General features: G+C 77.1%; 16 protein-coding genes. 11 read left to right on the forward strand and 5 right to left on the reverse strand.

Annotated elements, in window-relative coordinates; genetic code table 11:
* The first annotated feature begins 139 nt into the window (after positions 1-139).
* Entirely contained in the window at positions 140-1,489 is a 1,350-nt protein-coding gene (locus tag NT8_RS09830) for a hypothetical protein (RefSeq protein ID WP_245646108.1), read from the forward strand.
* A 110-nt stretch (positions 1,490-1,599) separates the two neighbouring features.
* On the opposite strand, the gene NT8_RS09835 is transcribed toward NT8_RS09830, so the two are convergent.
* Both NT8_RS09835 and plsX read right to left on the reverse strand, forming a co-directional pair.
* Entirely contained in the window at positions 1,600-2,154 is a 555-nt protein-coding gene (locus NT8_RS09835) for an AAA family ATPase (protein WP_174549549.1), read from the reverse strand.
* Between the two features lie 127 nt (positions 2,155-2,281).
* Positions 2,282-3,355, reverse strand: coding sequence for a phosphate acyltransferase PlsX (gene plsX, locus NT8_RS09840; protein WP_394326573.1), 1,074 nt, complete (start codon positions 3,353-3,355; stop codon positions 2,282-2,284).
* Positions 3,356-3,934: 579 nt separating this feature from the next.
* Between plsX and NT8_RS09845 the strand changes: the two genes are divergently transcribed.
* The 4 genes from NT8_RS09845 to NT8_RS09860 all read left to right on the forward strand — a co-directional run bounded on the left by NT8_RS09845 (position 3,935) and on the right by NT8_RS09860 (position 8,423).
* Positions 3,935-5,218 (forward strand): KamA family radical SAM protein, encoded by a 1,284-nt coding sequence (locus NT8_RS09845; RefSeq protein WP_245646110.1) that lies wholly within the window; start codon positions 3,935-3,937, stop codon positions 5,216-5,218.
* Between the two features lie 409 nt (positions 5,219-5,627).
* Positions 5,628-6,068, forward strand: coding sequence for a hypothetical protein (locus tag NT8_RS09850; RefSeq protein ID WP_084468795.1), 441 nt, complete (start codon positions 5,628-5,630; stop codon positions 6,066-6,068).
* Positions 6,069-6,319: 251 nt separating this feature from the next.
* On the forward strand, positions 6,320-7,120 hold the full coding sequence (locus NT8_RS09855; RefSeq protein WP_067966618.1) for a hypothetical protein: 801 nt from the start codon (positions 6,320-6,322) through the stop codon (positions 7,118-7,120).
* A 265-nt stretch (positions 7,121-7,385) separates the two neighbouring features.
* A complete protein-coding gene (locus tag NT8_RS09860) occupies positions 7,386-8,423 on the forward strand; it encodes an ROK family glucokinase (protein ID WP_067966622.1) in 1,038 nt (345 codons plus the stop codon).
* A 52-nt stretch (positions 8,424-8,475) separates the two neighbouring features.
* Here the strand turns inward: NT8_RS09860 and NT8_RS09865 are convergent, their stop codons facing one another.
* From NT8_RS09865 to NT8_RS09870, 3 genes are all read right to left on the reverse strand, one after another.
* Positions 8,476-9,636: a methyltransferase domain-containing protein gene (locus NT8_RS09865; RefSeq protein WP_169805205.1), complete on the reverse strand. Its 1,161-nt coding sequence runs from the start codon at positions 9,634-9,636 to the stop codon at positions 8,476-8,478.
* Positions 9,633-9,767 carry a hypothetical protein gene (locus tag NT8_RS31235; protein WP_281203402.1) on the reverse strand — a complete coding sequence of 45 codons (135 nt, stop codon included), beginning with the start codon at positions 9,765-9,767 and terminating at the stop codon, positions 9,633-9,635. The genes NT8_RS09865 and NT8_RS31235 overlap by 4 nt, the downstream gene beginning before the upstream one ends.
* A 125-nt stretch (positions 9,768-9,892) precedes the next feature.
* Entirely contained in the window at positions 9,893-10,636 is a 744-nt protein-coding gene (locus NT8_RS09870; RefSeq protein WP_245646109.1) for a GntR family transcriptional regulator, read from the reverse strand.
* Between the two features lie 164 nt (positions 10,637-10,800).
* On the opposite strand from NT8_RS09870, the gene NT8_RS09875 reads away from it, so the two are divergent.
* The 6 genes from NT8_RS09875 (at position 10,801) to NT8_RS09900 (ending at position 17,716) form a co-directional block, all read left to right on the forward strand.
* Complete coding sequence (locus NT8_RS09875) at positions 10,801-11,826, forward strand: Gfo/Idh/MocA family protein (RefSeq protein WP_067966630.1); 1,026 nt, start codon at positions 10,801-10,803, stop codon at positions 11,824-11,826.
* Positions 11,827-12,089: 263 nt separating this feature from the next.
* Positions 12,090-13,094 carry a 5-dehydro-2-deoxygluconokinase gene (gene iolC / locus NT8_RS09880; protein WP_281203403.1) on the forward strand — a complete coding sequence of 335 codons (1,005 nt, stop codon included), beginning with the start codon at positions 12,090-12,092 and terminating at the stop codon, positions 13,092-13,094.
* A complete protein-coding gene (locus NT8_RS09885) occupies positions 13,084-13,959 on the forward strand; it encodes a Cgl0159 family (beta/alpha)8-fold protein (protein ID WP_067966633.1) in 876 nt (291 codons plus the stop codon). Before iolC ends, NT8_RS09885 begins: the two co-directional genes overlap by 11 nt.
* On the forward strand, positions 13,956-14,855 hold the full coding sequence (gene iolB, locus NT8_RS09890) for a 5-deoxy-glucuronate isomerase (protein ID WP_067966636.1): 900 nt from the start codon (positions 13,956-13,958) through the stop codon (positions 14,853-14,855). Before NT8_RS09885 ends, iolB begins: the two co-directional genes overlap by 4 nt.
* A complete protein-coding gene (gene iolD / locus NT8_RS09895) occupies positions 14,852-16,741 on the forward strand; it encodes a 3D-(3,5/4)-trihydroxycyclohexane-1,2-dione acylhydrolase (decyclizing) (RefSeq protein WP_067966639.1) in 1,890 nt (629 codons plus the stop codon). Before iolB ends, iolD begins: the two co-directional genes overlap by 4 nt.
* Positions 16,742-16,798: 57 nt before the next feature.
* Positions 16,799-17,716 carry a TIM barrel protein gene (locus NT8_RS09900; RefSeq protein ID WP_067966642.1) on the forward strand — a complete coding sequence of 306 codons (918 nt, stop codon included), beginning with the start codon at positions 16,799-16,801 and terminating at the stop codon, positions 17,714-17,716.
* Positions 17,717-17,733 lie beyond the last annotated feature (17 nt).

Below are 17,733 nucleotides of genomic sequence, written 5' to 3' on the forward strand. Positions count from 1 at the left end.
CGCTTCCGGCCTGCCGTGGGGTCGCGCCGCCGTCCGTGTGCCGCGCCGCACCAGCGCGTCCCGCCTCGGGGCCGTCCCGGCGTGATGCGCCGGCGTTCCGCCCGTCCCGTCGTCCTCCGGGGGCGTCCACAATGGGGCGATGGACCGCGAACCCCCTCCCGCCGGGCGGCCGGTTCGGCGCGTGCTCGCCGTCGTCGCCGCCCTGCTGGTCACGGCCTGCGTGTGCGTGCCCTCGATCCGGTCGTTCACGCCGCCGCCCGTCGGCCGGGACGGCCGGGCCGTCGCCGCCGACGCGCTGCCCCGCCTGGCGTTCCTGCGGGCCGAGCTGGACTCCGGCGCGGGCGAGCGGATGCAGCTGCTGTTCCCCGAGGGCTACGCCTTCCTGCACGCCCTGTACGGGCTGAGCCGGGTCAACACCGCCGTCCTCGACCCCGGCCAGCGCGCCGCCTCCCTGGAAGAGGCGCGGTGGGCGCTGGAGCGGCTGGAGTCCCCGGCGGGCACCGCCCCGTTCCCGGCCGAGGCCGCGCCCGCGTACGGCGTCTACCACGCCGGATGGTCGGCCTGGCTGCGCGGCCGCGTCGTGGAACTCGCCGGCGGGCCCGCCGCCGCCCCCGAGGAGGCCGCCGCGCTCGCCCGCGACGCCGCCGAACTCGACGCCGCCTTCACCGACGCGCTGCGCTCGGGCACCCCCTACCTCACCGCCTACCCCGGCCTGGCGTGGCCGGTCGACAGCGTGGTCGGCGCCGCCGTCCTGCGCCTGTCCGACCGGGTGCACGGCACCTCCGACCACACCGCGACGCTCGACCGGTGGTCCGACGCCGTCCGCGACCGCCTCGACCCCGCCACCGGCCTCATCCCGCACAGCGTCGACCCGCTCACCGGCGCCCCGCTGGAGGGCGCCCGGGGCAGTTCCCAGGCGCTCCTGCTGCGCTTCCTGGCCGAGGTCGACCCGGAGTGGGCGGCCGCCGACTACGCGGTGTTCCTCGACCGCTTCGGCTCCACCGCCGCCCCGCTTCCCGGCATCCGGGAGCACCCGCGCGGCGACGACTCCCCGGGCGACGTCGACTCCGGGCCGCTGGTGTTCGGCCTGTCCGCGTCGGCGAGCACGGTCGCGCTCGGCGACGCGGTGCTGTTCGGGGACGCGGCGGCGGCCGCCGCCCTCACCGGGTTCGCCGAGGCCACCGGGACCGCCGTGGAGACCGGCGGGCAGCGGCGCTACCTGGGCGGAATGCTGCCGGTGGGCGACGCGTTCCTCGTCTGGTCGCTGACCGCGTCCGGTGAGCACGCCGCGCCCGGCCCGGTGGCGACCGACCGGCTCGCGCGGTGGTGGCGGGTGCCGTGGTTCGCCGGGGTCGCGGTGGTCCTCGCCGCCGCCTGGTGGCCGGCCGCCCGCGCGTTCCGCCGCCGCCCCCGGCCGTCCCCGGCCGCCCCCGGGCCGTCCTCGCCGGGCACCCCCGGGTCGTCGCCGCCGGGCGCCGCGACCGGCTGACCGGTCGCCCCGCATCGGGGCGCGGCCCCGGCCGGCACCGGTACCACCTGGTCCGCCCACCGATGGCCGACGGCGGCCGCGTCCGCCTCCGGGCCCGCCCGTCGGCGCGGTCACGGCCGGGCGACGGAGCGCCGCCCGGTCCAGCCCGTGGCGGCCACGACCTCACCGGCGATGTCCGCGACGGCCCGGCCGTCCGTCGCCACCCGCACGGTGTCCGCAGGGACGCACCGGTCCAGGAGCCGCGCCTTGCGGGCGCTGCCCTCCAGCTCCCGCTCCAGTTCCGAACCGATCTCCCGGCGCGTCAACCGCTCGCGGGCGGTGGCGTCGGAGGCGGTGAGCAGGACCCGCACGATCCGGACGTCCGCCCCCATGGCGCGCTGGAACATGGCGGTCTCCTCGGGCAGCACGCTGAGCGTGTTCGTGTAGACGAGTCGGCGGTACCCGCGCCGGGCGGTGTTGGCCCACACGGCGGCGAGGTTGGCCGCGGTGATCTCCGAGCGGTCGGGGTCCCCCTCCGGGGCCGGGTGCACCTGCCCCATGAAGTCGCCGTCGATGACCGCGTGGGGGACCGACGCGGCCCGCAGCAGCGCCGAGACCTCCCACCCCGCCGTCGTCTTGCCGACCCCGGCCCGCCCGCCGATCAGTAGCACCTCAGCGTGATCCATGGGGGCAGCGTGCCAGTCCGCGTCCGCCGTCCGCGATCCGTTTTCGAGCGGCCCCGCGGCCACGGCCGCGCGGGAGCGGGGGCCGCCCGGGGATGGCGGCGGCGCGGGCGTCAGCGGGGGAGCGGGGTCACTCCTCGCTCTGGCTGAGGCGGTGCAGCCACGTGGACGAGCGGTTCGTGGCCGTGACCCGGCGCCGCACCTCGTCGACGATCCGGCCGCCCGCCAGCTCGTGGGCGAGCAGGCACGCCTGCTCGACCGCGTGGGCGCGGCTCGCACCGTGCGCGATGACCACCGTCCCGTTGAGGCCGAGCAGCACCGCCCCGCCGTAGGTGTCGCTGTCGAACCGGGCGCGCAGCTCGCGCAGCGGCCGCCGCTGCAGCAGCGCGCCCGCCTTCGCCAGCGGGCCGGCGGTGAGTGCCTCGCCCACCGCGTCGAAGGCGAACCGCACGGCGCCCTCGACCGACTTCAGCGCGACGTTGCCGGTGAACCCGTCGGTGACCACCACGTCCACCTCGCCCGCGAGCAGGTCGTGCCCCTCGATGTTGCCCCGGAAGTCGATCGCGGGCGGGCCCGAGGCGGTCGCGCTGAGCAGTTCGGCGGCCTTGCGCGCCAGCCGGTTGCCCTTGCCGGGCTCCGCGCCGATGGTGAGGATGCCCACCCGGGGGGCGGCGATGCCGTGCGCCGTCTGCGCGTAGGCGGCCCCCAGGTGGGCGAACTGCACCAGCATCTCCGGCTTCGCGTCGGCGTTGGCGCCCGCGTCCAGCAGGATCGTCGGCCGGGGCAGCGTGGGCAGCGCCACGGCGAGCGCCGCCCGCAGCACACCGGGCTGGGTGCGCAGCCGCACGGTGGACGTGGCCACCACGCCGCCGGTCGACCCCGCCGACACCAGCGCCGCCGCGTCGCCCTGCCGGATCAGCTTGCACGCGACCGCCACGCTGGAACGGGGCCGCCGCCAGCTCGTCAGCGCCCCCTCGTGCATGGCCAGCGCGTCCTCGGCGTGGACGACGGGCACCAGGCCGATGGCGTCCTCCTCGCGCAGCAGCGACGCCAGTTCCGGCAGCCGCCCGACGAGGACGAGACGCAGCCCGTGCTCGCGCACGGCCCGCACCGCCCCCCGCACGATCTCGCGCGGCGCGTGGTCGCCGCCCATGGCGTCGACCGCGATCACCGGCGACCCGGCCGGCGCCGGCCGATCCGCAATGGGTGCGCCACTCACCAGGGAATCCCCTCATTCTGTGCCGGGGCCGCGCGGGCGGGCGCGCCGCGCGGTCCGGGCCGGCCGCGCCGCCGTGCCCTCCGGGCGTCCGACGCGGCCGGTCCGCGCCGGTGGCCGCGCCGCGCGCGTCGTCTCACCGCCAGGCTATGCCGCCCCCGGCGGCGGCCCCGCCACCGCCCTCGGCGCGGGCGGGCCGCCCCGCCCGGAGGCCCGAACGGGGCGGCCGGTGGAGACGGGGGAGGGCGCGGCGTTGCAGGTCACCGACATACAACCCACAATCAGTAGAAACCGGGCGCGTTCGGACTGTCGGCGCCCCGGTCGGGCCGGGGGCGCCCCGGCCCGCGCCACAACCGCATCCGTACACGTCAGCGGGCGGACCGACGGTGCCACGAGCGCCGCGCCGCCCGATCAGGGCTGCCCTGCTCCCCCCGCCGGGCGGCCCGTGAACCTCCCGAGAGGAGACGCGTGAGCTTGACGCACGACGCGGCACCGTCCCCGTCCCCGTCCCTGCCCACCAGCGCCGGACGCCGGTTCCGTGCCTACACCACCAAGCACCTGGACGAGCTGACGGCCCGGGCCGGGCTCGGCGCCGACGAGCGGCTCGCGGTCCGCGCGGTGGCCACCGTGCTGCCGTTCCGGGTCAACGGGTACGTCATCGACGAGCTGATCGACTGGGACGCGGCCCCGGACGACCCGATCTACCGGCTCGTCTTCCCCCAGGCCGACATGCTGCCGCGCGCGGACGTCGCGCGGATCGCCGACCTGCTGCGCGCCGACGCGCCCCGCAAGGAACTGAACGCCGCCGCCAACGAGGTGCGGGCGCGGCTCAACCCGCACCCGGCGGGCCAGATGGACCTCAACGTCCCCCGGATCGGCGCCGACGACCCGCTCGAGGGCATGCAGCACAAGTACGCCGAGACGGTCCTGTTCTTCCCCAAACAGGGTCAGACCTGCCACGCCTACTGCACCTACTGCTTCCGCTGGGCCCAGTTCGTCGGCGAACCCGACCTCAAGTTCGCCTCCGACGACATCGAGCACCTCGTCCGCTACCTGCGCGCCCACCCCGAGGTGACCAGCGTCCTGCTGACCGGCGGGGACCCGATGATCATGGGCGAGGGGGTCATCTCCCGCTACATCGAGCCCCTCCTCGAGGTCGACACGCTGGAGTCCATCCGCATCGGGACCAAGTCGCTGGCCTACTGGCCGCAGCGCTTCACCTCCGACCCCGACGCCGACGACACCCTGCGCCTGTTCGAGCGGGTCGTCGACTCGGGCAAGAACCTCGCGTTCATGGCCCACTTCTCCCACCCGAACGAGATGGCGCCCGAGCTCGTGCAGCGGGCCGTGCGCCGCATCCAGGGCACCGGCGCGGTCATCCGCACCCAGGCCCCGCTGATCCGCACGATCAACGACGACCCCGCCACGTGGGAGAGCATGTGGCGCACCCACGTCCGGCACGGCATGGTGCCGTACTACATGTTCGTCGAGCGCGACACCGGGCCGCAGGACTACTTCGCGGTCCCGCTCGCCCGCGCCTACGAGGTGTTCCGCGACGCCTACAGCCGGGTCTCCGGGCTCGCCCGCACGGTGCGCGGGCCGTCCATGTCGGCCACCCCCGGCAAGGTGTGCGTCAACGGCGTCACCGAGATCGCGGGCGAGAAGGTGTTCGTCCTCAGCTTCATCCAGGCGCGCGACCCCGAACTCGTCGGAATCCCCTTCTTCGCCAAGTACGACGAGAAGGCCGCGTGGCTGTTCGACCTGGAGCCCGCTCTCGGTGCCACCCGCTTCCCCTACGAGGAGCAGCCCCCCGCCGACCCGTCCCCCCTGGTCGACTCGGCCCACCTCTGACCGCTTCCCCCGCCCCCCCCGGCCCGGCCCACCCGGCCCGGGGGGCCCACCGCGCGGGACGCCGTCCCCCGCTGCGGTGCCCGTCGGCGTCCGCCGCGTCGCCGCCCGGCCGCCGTGCCGCCCCGCGGGCGTCGGCGGCCGTCCCGCCGTCGGCCCCGCCCCGGCGACGCGTGTCCCACCACCGTCCGGCCGCCCCGGCCGTCGAAGTCGTCGCTGCGTCCACCCTTTTCGCGCCCCCGGTCGGCGCCGCCGTGCCCAATCCCCGCCCTGCTCGGGCGGGGTGGCCGCGCGCTTTTCCATTCCGCGACTTCCGAGGTCGCGCCTCGCATTACCTCACACGTCATCGACGCGGGATGCCACTCCTTGCCAGAGTTGCCCCATCGGACGCAGACATGAGGAAGAGGCCGAAATGACGAACTCCACCGCCACCCTGGACGCCCGCACCACCACCCCCGGCGGCATCGCGGGACTGCTCGCCAACACCCGGGCGGCGCTCACCGTCGACGCCCTCGTCACCGGCGGCAACGGGCTCGCCTACCTGGCTCTGAGCGGTGTCCTCGGCGGCCTGCTCGGCGCCTCCACCGGCGTCCTGCTCGGAGTGGGGGCGTTCCTCGCCGCCTACGGGATCGCCGTCGGCGCCCTCGCGCTGCGCCCCGTCGCGCCGACGGGCGGGGTGGTGGCCGTCATCGTCGCCAACCTCTCCTGGACCGCCGCGAGCCTGGCCGTCGCCGTCCTCCCGGTCCTGCCCCTCACCGGCATCGGCCGCACCTGGGTGGTCCTCCAGGCGATCACCGTCGGCGCCTTCGCCGCCTGGCAGATCGCCGCCCTGCGCGCCCGGCGCGGCCGCTGACCGCCGAACCGCCACGGGCGGCCGCCCCTCACCGGGGGCGGTCGCCCACCGCTGTGCGGGGCGCCCCGCCGCCGCGCGTAAGGCGCGGCCGATCCGGCCGCGCGGCCGGATCGGGACATCGGGCGCGGGACCCGAACCCACCGCCGCCGGGCCGCGTCGGAGTCGCAGCGGGGGCATAATCGAGCCCGCGGCGACGCGCGCGACCGTGCGGCGCGCTCCCGCACGACGGCGCGCGGAACGGGGAGACGCCCATGGGCCAGTGGTTCGGCAGCTATGTGGTGGACGCGGACCGCCTCCCGCTGTTCAGCTTCTTCGTGGCGTTCGTCGCCGGGTTCCTCTTCATCCGGCTCAGCGTCCGGCTGATCCGCGCCCGGGTCCGCTGGTGGCCCGGCAACGTCCGCCCCGGCGGCCTGCACATCCACCACGTGGTGTTCGGGGTCGCGTTCATGCTGCTGGGCGGCGTCTCCGCGCTCCTCATCAGCGACCGCGCGGGCACCCCGATCGCGGTGGCCGCCGCGCTGTTCGGGCTCGGCGCGGCGCTCGTCCTGGACGAGTTCGCGCTCATCCTGCACCTGCGCGACGTCTACTGGACCGAGCAGGGGCGCACCTCCGTCGACGCCGTGTTCGTGGCGATCGCCCTCACCGGGCTGCTGCTCACCGGGTTCCGGCCCGTCGGCTGGGGGCTGCTGGAAGGGCCGGCCGGGCCGCTCGCCTGGACGGTGCTGCTCGCCCTGGCCCTGGTCAACCTCGCGGGGGCCGTGGTCAGCGTGCTGAAAGGCAAGATCTGGACCGGGCTCGCCGGGGTGTTCGTCCCCGCGATCTCCGTGGTGGCCGCCTTCCGGCTGGCCGTGCCGGGGTCGCCGTGGGCGCGCTGGCGCTACGCCGAGGGGTCGGCCAAGCTCCACCAGGCCGCCCTCCGCGACCAGCGGGTCCGCCGCCCCCTCATCCGGGCCAAGATCCGCTTCCAGGAGGCCATCGCCGGCCGCCACGACCTCGACGCCCCCACCCCCACCCCGGCACCGGCCCCCGCCCTGCCGCGCGCGGCCCGCTGAGCCGACCCCGGCACCGCCGCCACCCCCCACCGGCTGGTCCGTTTCGTTGTAGCCCGCGCGCATCGGGTCCGCCGCCCCCTCGGAGACCGGCCGATAGCGCCCCGGGACGACTGATCGCCAGCGACCGGCGACCACCACGCCCCGCCCCCGCGCTCGCCGCGCCCTCCCCACCCCGGCCGCGCGACCAGGTACGGGGCGTCCGCCACCCGCGCCCGCTCGGGGCGCCCCGGGTGGGCGGTGGACCCTCGCATAGAGTGGGCGGGCTATGGCATGGCACAGCACAGGACGGCACCCGCGCGGGCTCACCATCGGCATCGACATCGGGGGCACCAAGGTCGCGGCGGGCGTGGTCACCCCGGCCGGCCGCGTGCTCGCCCGGCGGCGCACCGAGACCCCCGACCGGAGCAAGAGCCCCACGGTGGTCGAGGACACCATCGTCGGCCTCGTCACCGCCCTGCGCGCCGAGTACCCGGTCACGGCGGTCGGCGTCGCGGCCGCCGGGTTCGTCGACGAGCACCGGGCGAGCGTGCTGTTCGCCCCCCACCTGGCGTGGCGGCGCGAACCGCTCCGCGACGCGCTCAAGGCCCGCCTCGGGCTGCCGGTCGTGGTCGAGAACGACGCCAACGCGTCGGCGTGGGCCGAGGTGTGCGTGGGAGCGGGGCGCGGCTCGGCCAACGTGGTCGTCGTCAACCTCGGCACGGGCATCGGCGGGGCGATCGTCCTCGACGGCCGCCTGCACCGGGGCCGGTACGGCATCGCCGGGGAGTTCGGGCACATGACGATCGTCCCGGGCGGGCACCGCTGCGAGTGCGGCAACCGGGGGTGCTGGGAGCAGTACGCCAGCGGCAACGCCGTCACCCGCGACGCGCGCGAACTCGCGGCGGCCGACTCGCCGGTGGCCCGCACCCTCCTCCAGGCGGTCGGCGGCGACCCGGCGCTGATCACCGGCCCGCTCGTCAGCGGGCTGGCGGCCGGCGGCGACCGCGCCTGCGTGGAACTGCTGGAGGACGCCGGCACCTGGCTGGGGGTGGGCCTGGCCAACCTCGCGGCCGCGTTCGACCCCGAGCTGTTCATCATCGGCGGCGGGGTGTCGGAGTGCGGCGACCTGCTCCTCGGTCCGGCGCGGACGGCGTTCCGCCGCAACCTCACCGGCCGCGGCTACCGCCCGGAGGCGCGCATCGCCGCCGCCCGGCTCGGCAACGAGGCGGGCATGATCGGCGCCGCCGACCTCGCCCGCGACGCCCTCCCCCGAGGCCGCACCGGCCGCCGCCAACCCCGCCTCCCCACCCCCCGCCCCCGCTGACCGCACCCCGTAGCCCTGGTCGGAGATCGGGCCAGAGGGAGAGGCTGCGTGGTCAGGGCACCGGGTGGTCGGGGGTGTCGAGCCAGGTGTGGCGGCCGGTGGGGGTGATGGTGACGCCGAACCGCTCCCGGTCCGGGCGGCGGTTCCGCAGCCACCAGGCGTAGGCGGCCTCGACCTCGTCGAACAGGCGGCGGTCGCCGTGCTGCTCGACCGCCGCCCCCTCGGCGCCGGGGACGTGGTCGACCGACGCCCACGCGCCGCTGCCGTCGTAGAGCCACAGGGTGAACTCGCCCGAACCGTCGGCGGCGTGGAAGTCGACCTGCGCCAGGCCGGGGACGAGGACGCCCACGGCGAACCGGGCGGGGGAGTCCATCCGCAGCAGGTCGCGCGGGTCGACGCCGGTCACCGAACGCCGCACCGGGGCGGAGGTGTCGACGTAGGAGCGCCATCCGCCGGTGGGTCCGCGCTGGCTCCGCAGCCACATGAACCCCGCGCGGGAGAGGACGGGGCCCTGGGCGGTCCCGTCCACCCCCACCTCCAGGCGGAGCAGGCCGGTGCTGGCGTACGGCGTGCCCCAGGGCAGCAGCACCACCCCGCCCGGCCGGGTCTGCCGCACCCACGCGTAGGGGACCGCCCCCGCGGCGGCCGTGGCGATCACGCGGTCGAACGGGGCGTGGGCGGCCGCCCCCTGGGCGCCGTCGCCGGTGAGCACCGGAACGGGCAGGCCCGCGTCGGCCAGCCGGCGCCGCGCGTGGCGGGCGAGCCCCGGGTCGACCTCGACCGATACCACGTTCTCCGCGCCCAGGCGCGCGGCCAGCAGCGCCGCGTTGTAGCCGGTACCGGTCCCCACTTCGAGGACCCGCGTGCCCTCGCGCGGGTCGAGCGCGCGCAGCATGCCCAGGACGAGGGACGGCTGGGAGGCGGAACTCGTCACGTACCGCCCGCGCCCGTCCGCGCCCTTCGGTGCGCCGTCGTCCACCTGGGTCGCCACCGCCACGTCGGAGTAGACGGCCTCCGCCCAGTAGGGGTCGCCGCGCCCGACCGGCCGCAGCCACGCCGGGTCGTCGGCGTCGGGCGTCCAGATGACGTCCGGGACGAATCGGCCGCGGTCGACCGCCGCGAACGCGGCCGCCCAGTCCGCGCCGAGCACCCCGCGCGCACGGAGCAGCCCGGCCAACCGGGCCGGGCCGCTCTCCGGGCGGGGTGGGGTCACGTGCCGTCCGGTGCGTCGGGCCCGGTCTTCTCGCCCCCGCCGCCGTGGCCGGCGCCGGACTGGCCGTCCCACTCCGAGGGCGTGCCCTTGCCCTGGTCCTCGCCCTTGTCCTGGTCCCCGTGGCGCCCCATGGGCCCCTCCCGTCCACTCGTCCGACGATGGCGGCCCGAACGTATCGACCCGGATGCGCTCTGTCATCACCGCAGGCCGGAAGTGGCCAATGGGGCCCGGCCATGGTGATGGGTCCGCCGGGGCGTCAGGTGGTGAGGGTGAGTTCGAAGGTGTAGTGGGAGGCGCGGTAGACGTGGGTGGCGGACTCGACGACGCGGCCGGTGTCGTCGTAGACCGTGCGGTCCATGGTGAGCAGCGGGGCGCCGCGCGGGTCGCCGAGGGCGCGGGACTCGGCGGCGGTCGCGGCGCGGGCGCCGATGCTCTGCGACGCGACCTTGAGGACCACCCCCGACGCGCGCAGCAGCCGGTACAGGCCGTGCTCGGTGAGCGCCGCCGCCGACAGGTCGACCAGTGAGCGGGGCAGGGTGTTGCGCATCAGCGCCAGCGGCTCGTCGCCCGCGTAGCGCAGGCGCTCCAGCAGGTAGACCTCGTCGCCCGGGGCGATCTCCAGGTCCGCGGCGACCGTGTCGGACGCGGGCTCGACCCGGAACCCCAGCACCTCGGTGCGCGGCCGCCGCCCCGTGTGCTCCAGGTCGTCGTAGAGGCTCGACAGCTCCACCGGCCGCCGCACCCGGGGCGTCACGACCTGCGTGCCGACCCCGCGCCGGCGCACCAGCAGCCCCCGGTCGACCAGGTAGGCGATGGCCCGGCGCACAGTGGGCCGCGACAGCCCCAGCCGGTCGGCGAGCAGGACCTCGTTCTCCAGCCGGGTGCCCGCGGGCAGCGCGCCGTCGCTGATGTGCCGCTCCAGCTCCTGCGCGACCTGGAAGTACAGCGGGACCGGGCTCGTCCGGTCGACCGCGAGCGGCGGCAGCGGCGGGGTGGTCACGGGACGTCCTCCCTGGAGTGGGGCCCTCATTGTACGAGCGATGTGCGCAGATGCGGACGTACGCATGTAAGGACAAAGTATTGACACGGCGTTCGGCGCCGACGTACAAACGTCAGCAGGCAGGTGACCCACGCCACAGCAGCCACGCCACGCGGAGGACGCCCATGCGGATCGGTCTCGTCGGCACCGGCAGGATCGGCGCCTCCCACGCCGCCGCCATCGCGGCCCGCCCCGAGGTCACCGAACTCCTCCTCGCCGACGCCGATCCCGCGCGTGCCCGCGCGACCGCCGCCGCCATCGGCGCCCGCGCCGTGCCCACCCCCGACGCCCTGCTGGCGCCCGGCGCGGTCGACGGCCTGGTGATCGCCGCCGCCACGGCCGCCCACCCCGCACTCATCCGGGCGGGGGTGCGCGCGGGCGTCCCGGTGTTCTGCGAGAAGCCCGTGGCGCAGTCCGTCGCCGAGACCGCGGCGGTCCTGCGCGACGTCGAGCGGGCGGCCGTCCCCGTGCACATCGGGTTCATGCGCCGGTTCGACCCGGGGTACCGGCGGGCCCGCCGGGCGCTGCGCGACGGCGAGGTCGGCGTCCTGCACCGCGTGCACGCCGTCACCGGCGACGCGGCACCGCCGCCGCCCGAGTACGTCGCCACCTCCGGCGGGATCTTCCGCGACTGCCACGTCCACGACTTCGACGCCCTGCGCTGGGTCACCGGCCGCGAGATCACCGAGGTCACGGCGTTCGGCGCCAACCGGGGCGCGCCGCACTTCGCGGCCGTCGGCGACGTCGACACCACCGCCGCCGTCCTCCGGCTGGACGACGGCACCCTGGTCACCCTCCAGGGCTCGCGCTACAACGGCGCCGGCTACGACGTGCGCATGGAGCTGGCCGGCACCCGGGGCACGTTCGCGGTCGGCCTGGCCGACCGGGCCCCGCTCACCTCCGCCGAACCGGGCACCGGCTTCCCCGCCGGCGACCCGTGGCCCGGGTTCTGGCCCCGGTTCGCCTCCGCCTACGCCGCCGAGATCGACGCGTTCCTGCGGGTGGTCGCGGGCGCCGACGACGACCCGCACACCGAGGGCGCGTGCACCGTGGCCGACGCCCTGGAGGCGGTGCTCGCCGCCGACGCGGCCGACCGCTCGATGCGCGAGGCCCGCCCGGTCCGCGTGGCCGAGGTGCGCCCCCCGGGTTGACCCCGTGTGCAGCGGGCGCCGGCACCGCGTCCCGCCGCAGGCCCCTTCCGTTCCCGTCCTCTGATCTCCGGCCCCCGATCCGCCCCGTCCCGCCCAGTCCGCCCACCGGCCCCCCGACCCGGCCCTCGTTCTCCTCCGGCCTCCCGACCGCTCCGGTTCCGCCCCGTCCGCTCCGCCTCCGCCCGTTCACCGCCGCCGTCTCCGATCCGCTCCGGCCCCTGCTCCCGTCCGACCGTCGTTCCGCCCCACCGACGGAGGTTCGTGTGACCGCCACCGCCCCCCGGCCCCCCGGAGGACCGCCCCCCGACCCCCCGTTCGACGTGCTGACCATGGGCCGCGTGGGGGTCGACGTCTACCCGCGGCAGAGCGGGGTCGGCCTCGACCGGGTCGACTCCTTCGGCAAGTTCCTCGGCGGCAGCCCCACCAACGTCGCCGTCGCCGCCGCGCGCTACGGGCTGCGCGCCGCCGTGGTCACCCGCACCGGCGACGACCCGTTCGGCCGGTTCGTCCACCGGGCGCTGCGCGGGTTCGGCGTCGACGACCGGTTCGTCACCGCGGTCCCCGGCCTGCCCACCCCGGTGACGTTCTGCGAGCTGTTCCCGCCCGACGACTTCCCCCTGTACTTCCACGGCCGCCTCCCCACCGCCCCCGACCTCCAGGTCGGCGCCGACGAACTGGACCTCGACGCGGTGCGCGCCGCCCGCGTGTTCTGGGCCACCGGCACCGGCCTGTGCCAGGAGCCGAGCCGGGCGGCGACCCTCGCCGCGCTGGCGGCGCGCGCGGGCGGCCCCGGCATCACCGTGCTCGACCTGGACTACCGCCCGATGTTCTGGAAGTCCCGCGACGAGGCCCGCCGCCGCGTCCGCGAGGCGCTGCCCTACGCCACCGTCGCCGTGGGCAACCGCGACGAATGGGCGACCGCCGTCGGCACCGGCGACCCCGAGGCCGCCGCAGCGGCCGGCCGGGCGCTCGGCCTCGACCTGGCCGTGGTCAAGCGGGGCCCCGACGGCGTGCTCGCGGTCGACGGCTCCGGGCGGCCGGTCGCCGTTCCCCCCGTCCCCGTGGAGGTCGTCAACGGGCTCGGCGCCGGCGACGCGTTCGGCGGCGCCCTCTGCCGGGGCCTGCTGGCGGGCTGGGACACCGCGCGCACCCTGCGGTTCGCCAACGCCGCCGGGGCGCTGGTCGCCGGCCGCCTGGCGTGCGCCGACGCCATGCCCACCGCCGCCGAGGTCGAGGCCGCGCTGAACGGGGCGGGCCGTGTCGGCTGACCGCGTGCGCGAACTGACCGCCATCCGCCTGCACCACCCCGGCGCGATCGCCGAGGCCGCCGCCCGCCGGGTGCGCCCGGCCGCGCCGGTGGGACCCTCCGGGCGGGCCGTGGTGATCGCCGCCGACCACCCGGCGCGCGGCGCCCTGCGCGCCGGCGGCCGCCCCATGGCCATGGCCGACCGCGCCGACCTGCTCGACCGCGTGTGCACCGCCCTGGCCCGCCCCGGCGTCACCGGGGTGCTCGGCACCGCCGACGTCCTGGAGGACCTGCTGCTGCTGGGCGCGCTCGACGGCAAGACGGTGTTCGGGTCGATGAACCGGGGCGGCCTCACCGGCGCCGCGTGGGAGATCGACGACCGGTTCACCGGCTACGACGCGGCCGCCGTCACCCGCATGGGCTTCGACGGCGGGAAGATGCTGCTGCGCCTGGACTACGCCGACGACCGCACCGCCCCCACCCTGGAGGCGTGCGCCCGCGCGGTGCGCGAGCTGAACGCCGCCCGCGCCGTCGCCCTGGTCGAACCGTTCGTCACCCGCCGCGTCGACGGCGCGGTGCGCACCGACCTGTCGGCCGAGGCCGTCGCGACGTCGGTCGCCGTCGCCTCCGGGCTCGGCGGCACCTCCGCCTACACCTGGCTGAAGGTGCCGGCGGTCGCCGGGATGGACCGGGTGGCGGCCGCCACGACCCTGCCGATGCTGCTGCTGGGCGGCGACACCGCCGCCGACCCCGACGCCGCCCTCGCCCTGTGGGCCGAGGCGCTGCGCCTGCCGAACGTCACCGGGCTGGCCGTGGGCCGGTCCCTGCTGTATCCGGCCGACGACGACGTCGCGGCCGCCGTCGACACCGCTGTGGGGCTGCTGTGACCGGACCGCCGAACCTCCACCTGCCCGCGGGCACCACCGCCGCCGGGCCGTTCTCCACCGTCGTCACCCCCGAGTCCGCCGGGTGGGCCTACTCCGGGCTGCGGGTGCTGGACCTGCCGCCCGGCGGCGCCGCCGAGATCGCCACCGGCGACGCCGAGACCCTGGTCCTGCCGCTGTCCGGCGCCTGCGCGGTGGCCTGCGACGGCGCGGACTTCGTGCTGGAGGGCCGCGCCGGGGTGTTCACCCGGGTCACCGACTTCGCCTACCTGCCGCGCGACGCCCGCGCCCGGATCACCAGCGCCGGGGGCGGCCGGTTCGCGCTGCCGTCGGCGCGCTGCGAGCGGCGGCTGGCCCCCCGCTACGGCCCGGCCGAGGAGGTGCCGGTGGAGGTGCGCGGCGCGGGCCGGTGCACCCGCCAGGTCACCAACTTCTGCACCCCCGAGGCGTTCCCCGCCGACCGGCTCATCGCCTGCGAGGTGCTGACCCCCGGCGGGAACTGGTCGTCCTACCCGCCGCACAAGCACGACGAGGCGGGCGACGGCGAGTGCGCCCTGGAGGAGATCTACTACTTCGAGGTGGCGCCCGCCCCCGGCGGCGGGCCCGGCGTCGCCTACCAGCGCGTCTACGGCACCGCCGACCGCCCGGTCGACCTCACCGCCGAGGTGCGCGGCGGCGACACCGTCCTCATCCCGCACGGCTGGCACGGCCCGTCGATGGCCGCCCCCGGCTACGACCTCTACTACCTCAACGTCATGGCCGGCCCCGGCCCCGAGCGCGCCTGGCGCATCCGCGACGACCCCGCCCACGCGTGGGTCCGCGCCACCTGGGCCGGCGAGCCCCCCGACCCCCGCCTGCCGCTGACCGGCCCCGCCGGCGCCACCGGGGCGGTCCGGTGAGCGCCCCCGCCGGGACCGTCCGGCTCACCACCGCCCAGGCGCTGGTGCGGTTCCTCGCCGCCCAGTACACCGAGCGCGACGGCACCGAGCAGCGCCTCGTGCCCGCCGTGTGGGGCATCTTCGGGCACGGCAACGCGGCCGGGCTCGGCCAGGCCCTCTGGCAGGCCGCCACCACCGGCGACGCCGACCTGCCCTACCACCTGGCCCGCAATGAGCAGGCCATGGTGCACACCGCGGCCGCGTTCGCCAAGGCCCGCGACCGGTTGCAGACCTTCGCCTGCACCGCCTCCACCGGGCCCGGCTCCACCAACATGGTCACCGGCGCCGCCCTGGCCACCACCAACCGGCTGCCGGTGCTGCTGCTGCCGGGCGACATGTTCGCCTCCCGCGCCCCCGACCCCGCCCTCCAGCAGCTGGAGGACCCGCGCGCGGGCGACGCCACGGTCAACGACACCCTGCGCCCGGTGTCGCGCTTCTTCGACCGGGTCACCCGCCCCGAGCAGCTCGTGCCCGCCGCCCTCGCCGCGATGCGGGTCCTCACCGACCCCGCCGACACCGGGGCGGTCACCCTCTGCCTGCCGCAGGACGTCCAGGCCGAGGCGTACGACTGGCCCGCCGCGTTCCTGCGCCGCCGGGTGTGGCACGTCGACCGGGCCCACCCCGACCCGGCCGCCGTCGCCCGCGCCGCCGACGTGCTCCGCGCCTCCCGCCGCCCCCTGCTGGTGGCGGGCGGCGGCGCGGTGTACGCGGGGGCCGCCGCCGAACTGCGCGCGTTCGCCGACGCCACCGGCGTCCCCGTCGCCGACACCCACGCCGGCAAGGGCGTGCTGCCGTGGGACCACCCGTGCGCCGTCGGCGGCATCGGGGCCACCGGCGCCGCGAGCGCCAACGCGCTGGCCCGCGAGGCCGACGCCGTCCTGGGGGTGGGCACCCGCTACAGCGACTTCACCACCGCCAGCCGCACCCTGTTCGCCCACCCCGGGGTGGCGTTCGTCAACCTCAACACCGCCCGGTTCGACGCCGCCAAGCACGCCGGGGTGCAGCTCGTGGCCGACGCCCGCGCCGGGCTGGCCGCGCTGCGCGCCGAACTCGGCGGCTGGCGGGCCGACCCCGCCCACACCCGGCGGGCCCGCGAGCTGACCGCGGCCTGGCTGCGCGACGCCGACGCCTGCCGCGCCGCCGACCACGGCCCGCCGCCGGCCCAGACCGCGCTCCTCGGCGCCCTCAACGACGTGCTGGACGACCGCGACGTCATCGTCAACGCCGCCGGGTCCATGCCCGGCGACCTGCAGAAACTGTGGCGGGCGCGCGACCCCAAGGCGTACCACGTCGAGTACGCGTACTCGTGCATGGGCTACGAGGTCGCCGCGGGCATCGGGGTGCGCATGGCCGCCCCCGACCGCGAGGTCGTGGTCCTCGTCGGCGACGGCTCCTACCTGATGATGGCCCAGGAGATCGCGACCATGGTCGCGGAGCGGCTCAAGGTGGTCGTGGTGGTGGTCGACAACGGCGGGTTCGCCTCCATCGGCTCGCTGTCGGCGTCGGTGGGCGCCGGCCGCCTCGGCACCGAGTACCGCTACCGCGACCCCGCCACCGGACTGCTCGACGGCGACCCGCTGCCCGTCGACCTCGCCGCCAACGCCGCCAGCCTGGGCGCCCGCGTGCTCCGCGCCCGCACGGTGGCCGAGTTCCGCGACGCGGTCGCCGCCGCCCGCGCCGCCGACACCACCACCGTCGTGCACGTCACCGCCGACCCGCGCGCCCCCGGCCCGCCGTCGTCGGCCTGGTGGGACGTCCCGGTGGCCGAGACCGCCGCCGACCCCGCCACCCGCGCGGCCGCCGCCGCCTACACCACCGCCCGCCGGGGCCGCCGCCACCACCTGTGACCCGCCGCCGACCCGCCACCCCGGACCGCCGCCCGCCCACCAGCGAAGGACGACGCCATGACCGACGACACCCTGGTCCTCGGCTCCGCCCCCGACTCCTGGGGGGTGTGGTTCGCCGACGACGACCGCCAGACCCCGTGGGACCGGTTCCTGGACGAACTCGCCGCCGCCGGGTACGGCTGGCTGGAACTCGGTCCCTACGGCTACCTGCCCACCGACCCCGACCGGCTCGCCGACGAGGTCGGCCGGCGCGGCCTGCGGGTCTCCGGCGGCACCGTCTTCGGGGCGCTGCACCGCGCCGACGCCTGGGACACCACCCTGGCCACCGCCCGCCGGGTCGCCGAGCTGACGGCCGCCGTCGGCGCCCACCACCTCGTGTTCATCCCCCCGCTGTACCGCGACGAGCGCACCGGCGCCTTCCTCGAACCCCCCGATCTCGACGCCGACGGGTGGCGCACGCTGCTGCGCGGCGCCGACGAGCTGGGCCGCGTCCTCCTCGGCGAGTACGGGGTCCGGCTCTGCCTGCACTCCCACGCCGACACCCACGTGCAGACCCAGCCCGAGATCGAGCGCCTCCTCGACGGCACCGACCCCGCCCTGGTGTCGCTCTGCCTCGACACCGGCCACGTCGCCTACGGGGGCGGCGACGCGGTCGACCTCATCCACCGCTACACCGACCGCGTCGGCTACGTGCACATCAAGCAGATGGACCCCGCCGTCCTGCGCCGGGTGGCCGCCGAGGGCCTGTCCTTCGGCGAGGCCGTCCGGCTGGGGGTGTGCGTCGAGCCGCCCGCCGGGGAGCCCGCCCCCGCCGCCGTGGTCGACGCACTCAAGGCCGTCGGCGCCCGCCTGTTCGTCATCGTCGAGCAGGACCTCTACCCGTGCGACCCCGACGTCCCGCTGCCCATCGCCGTGCGCACCCGCGACTACCTGCGCGGGTGCGGCCTCGGCGCCCGCCATCAGCAGGCCCCCTGACCCCCCCCCCCCCCCCC

It is taken from the genome of Nocardiopsis trehalosi NBRC 14201, assembly GCF_001552555.1.
In the GTDB taxonomy this organism is placed as follows: Bacteria; Actinomycetota; Actinomycetes; order Streptosporangiales; family Streptosporangiaceae; genus Nocardiopsis_B; species Nocardiopsis_B trehalosi.

Excerpts from the sequence above, each read along its gene's own strand:
- NT8_RS09830 (WP_245646108.1), top strand. The coding sequence starts at position 140 with ATGGACCGCGAACCCCCTCCCGCCGGGCGGCCGGTTCGGCGCGTGCTC.
- NT8_RS09835 (WP_174549549.1), bottom strand. The coding sequence starts at position 2,154 with ATGGATCACGCTGAGGTGCTACTGATCGGCGGGCGGGCCGGGGTCGGC.
- NT8_RS09850 (WP_084468795.1), top strand. The coding sequence starts at position 5,628 with ATGACGAACTCCACCGCCACCCTGGACGCCCGCACCACCACCCCCGGC.
- NT8_RS09855 (WP_067966618.1), top strand. The coding sequence starts at position 6,320 with ATGGGCCAGTGGTTCGGCAGCTATGTGGTGGACGCGGACCGCCTCCCG.
- NT8_RS09860 (WP_067966622.1), top strand. The coding sequence starts at position 7,386 with ATGGCATGGCACAGCACAGGACGGCACCCGCGCGGGCTCACCATCGGC.
- NT8_RS31235 (WP_281203402.1), bottom strand. The coding sequence starts at position 9,767 with ATGGGGCGCCACGGGGACCAGGACAAGGGCGAGGACCAGGGCAAGGGC.
- NT8_RS09875 (WP_067966630.1), top strand. The coding sequence starts at position 10,801 with ATGCGGATCGGTCTCGTCGGCACCGGCAGGATCGGCGCCTCCCACGCC.
- NT8_RS09900 (WP_067966642.1), top strand. The coding sequence starts at position 16,799 with ATGACCGACGACACCCTGGTCCTCGGCTCCGCCCCCGACTCCTGGGGG.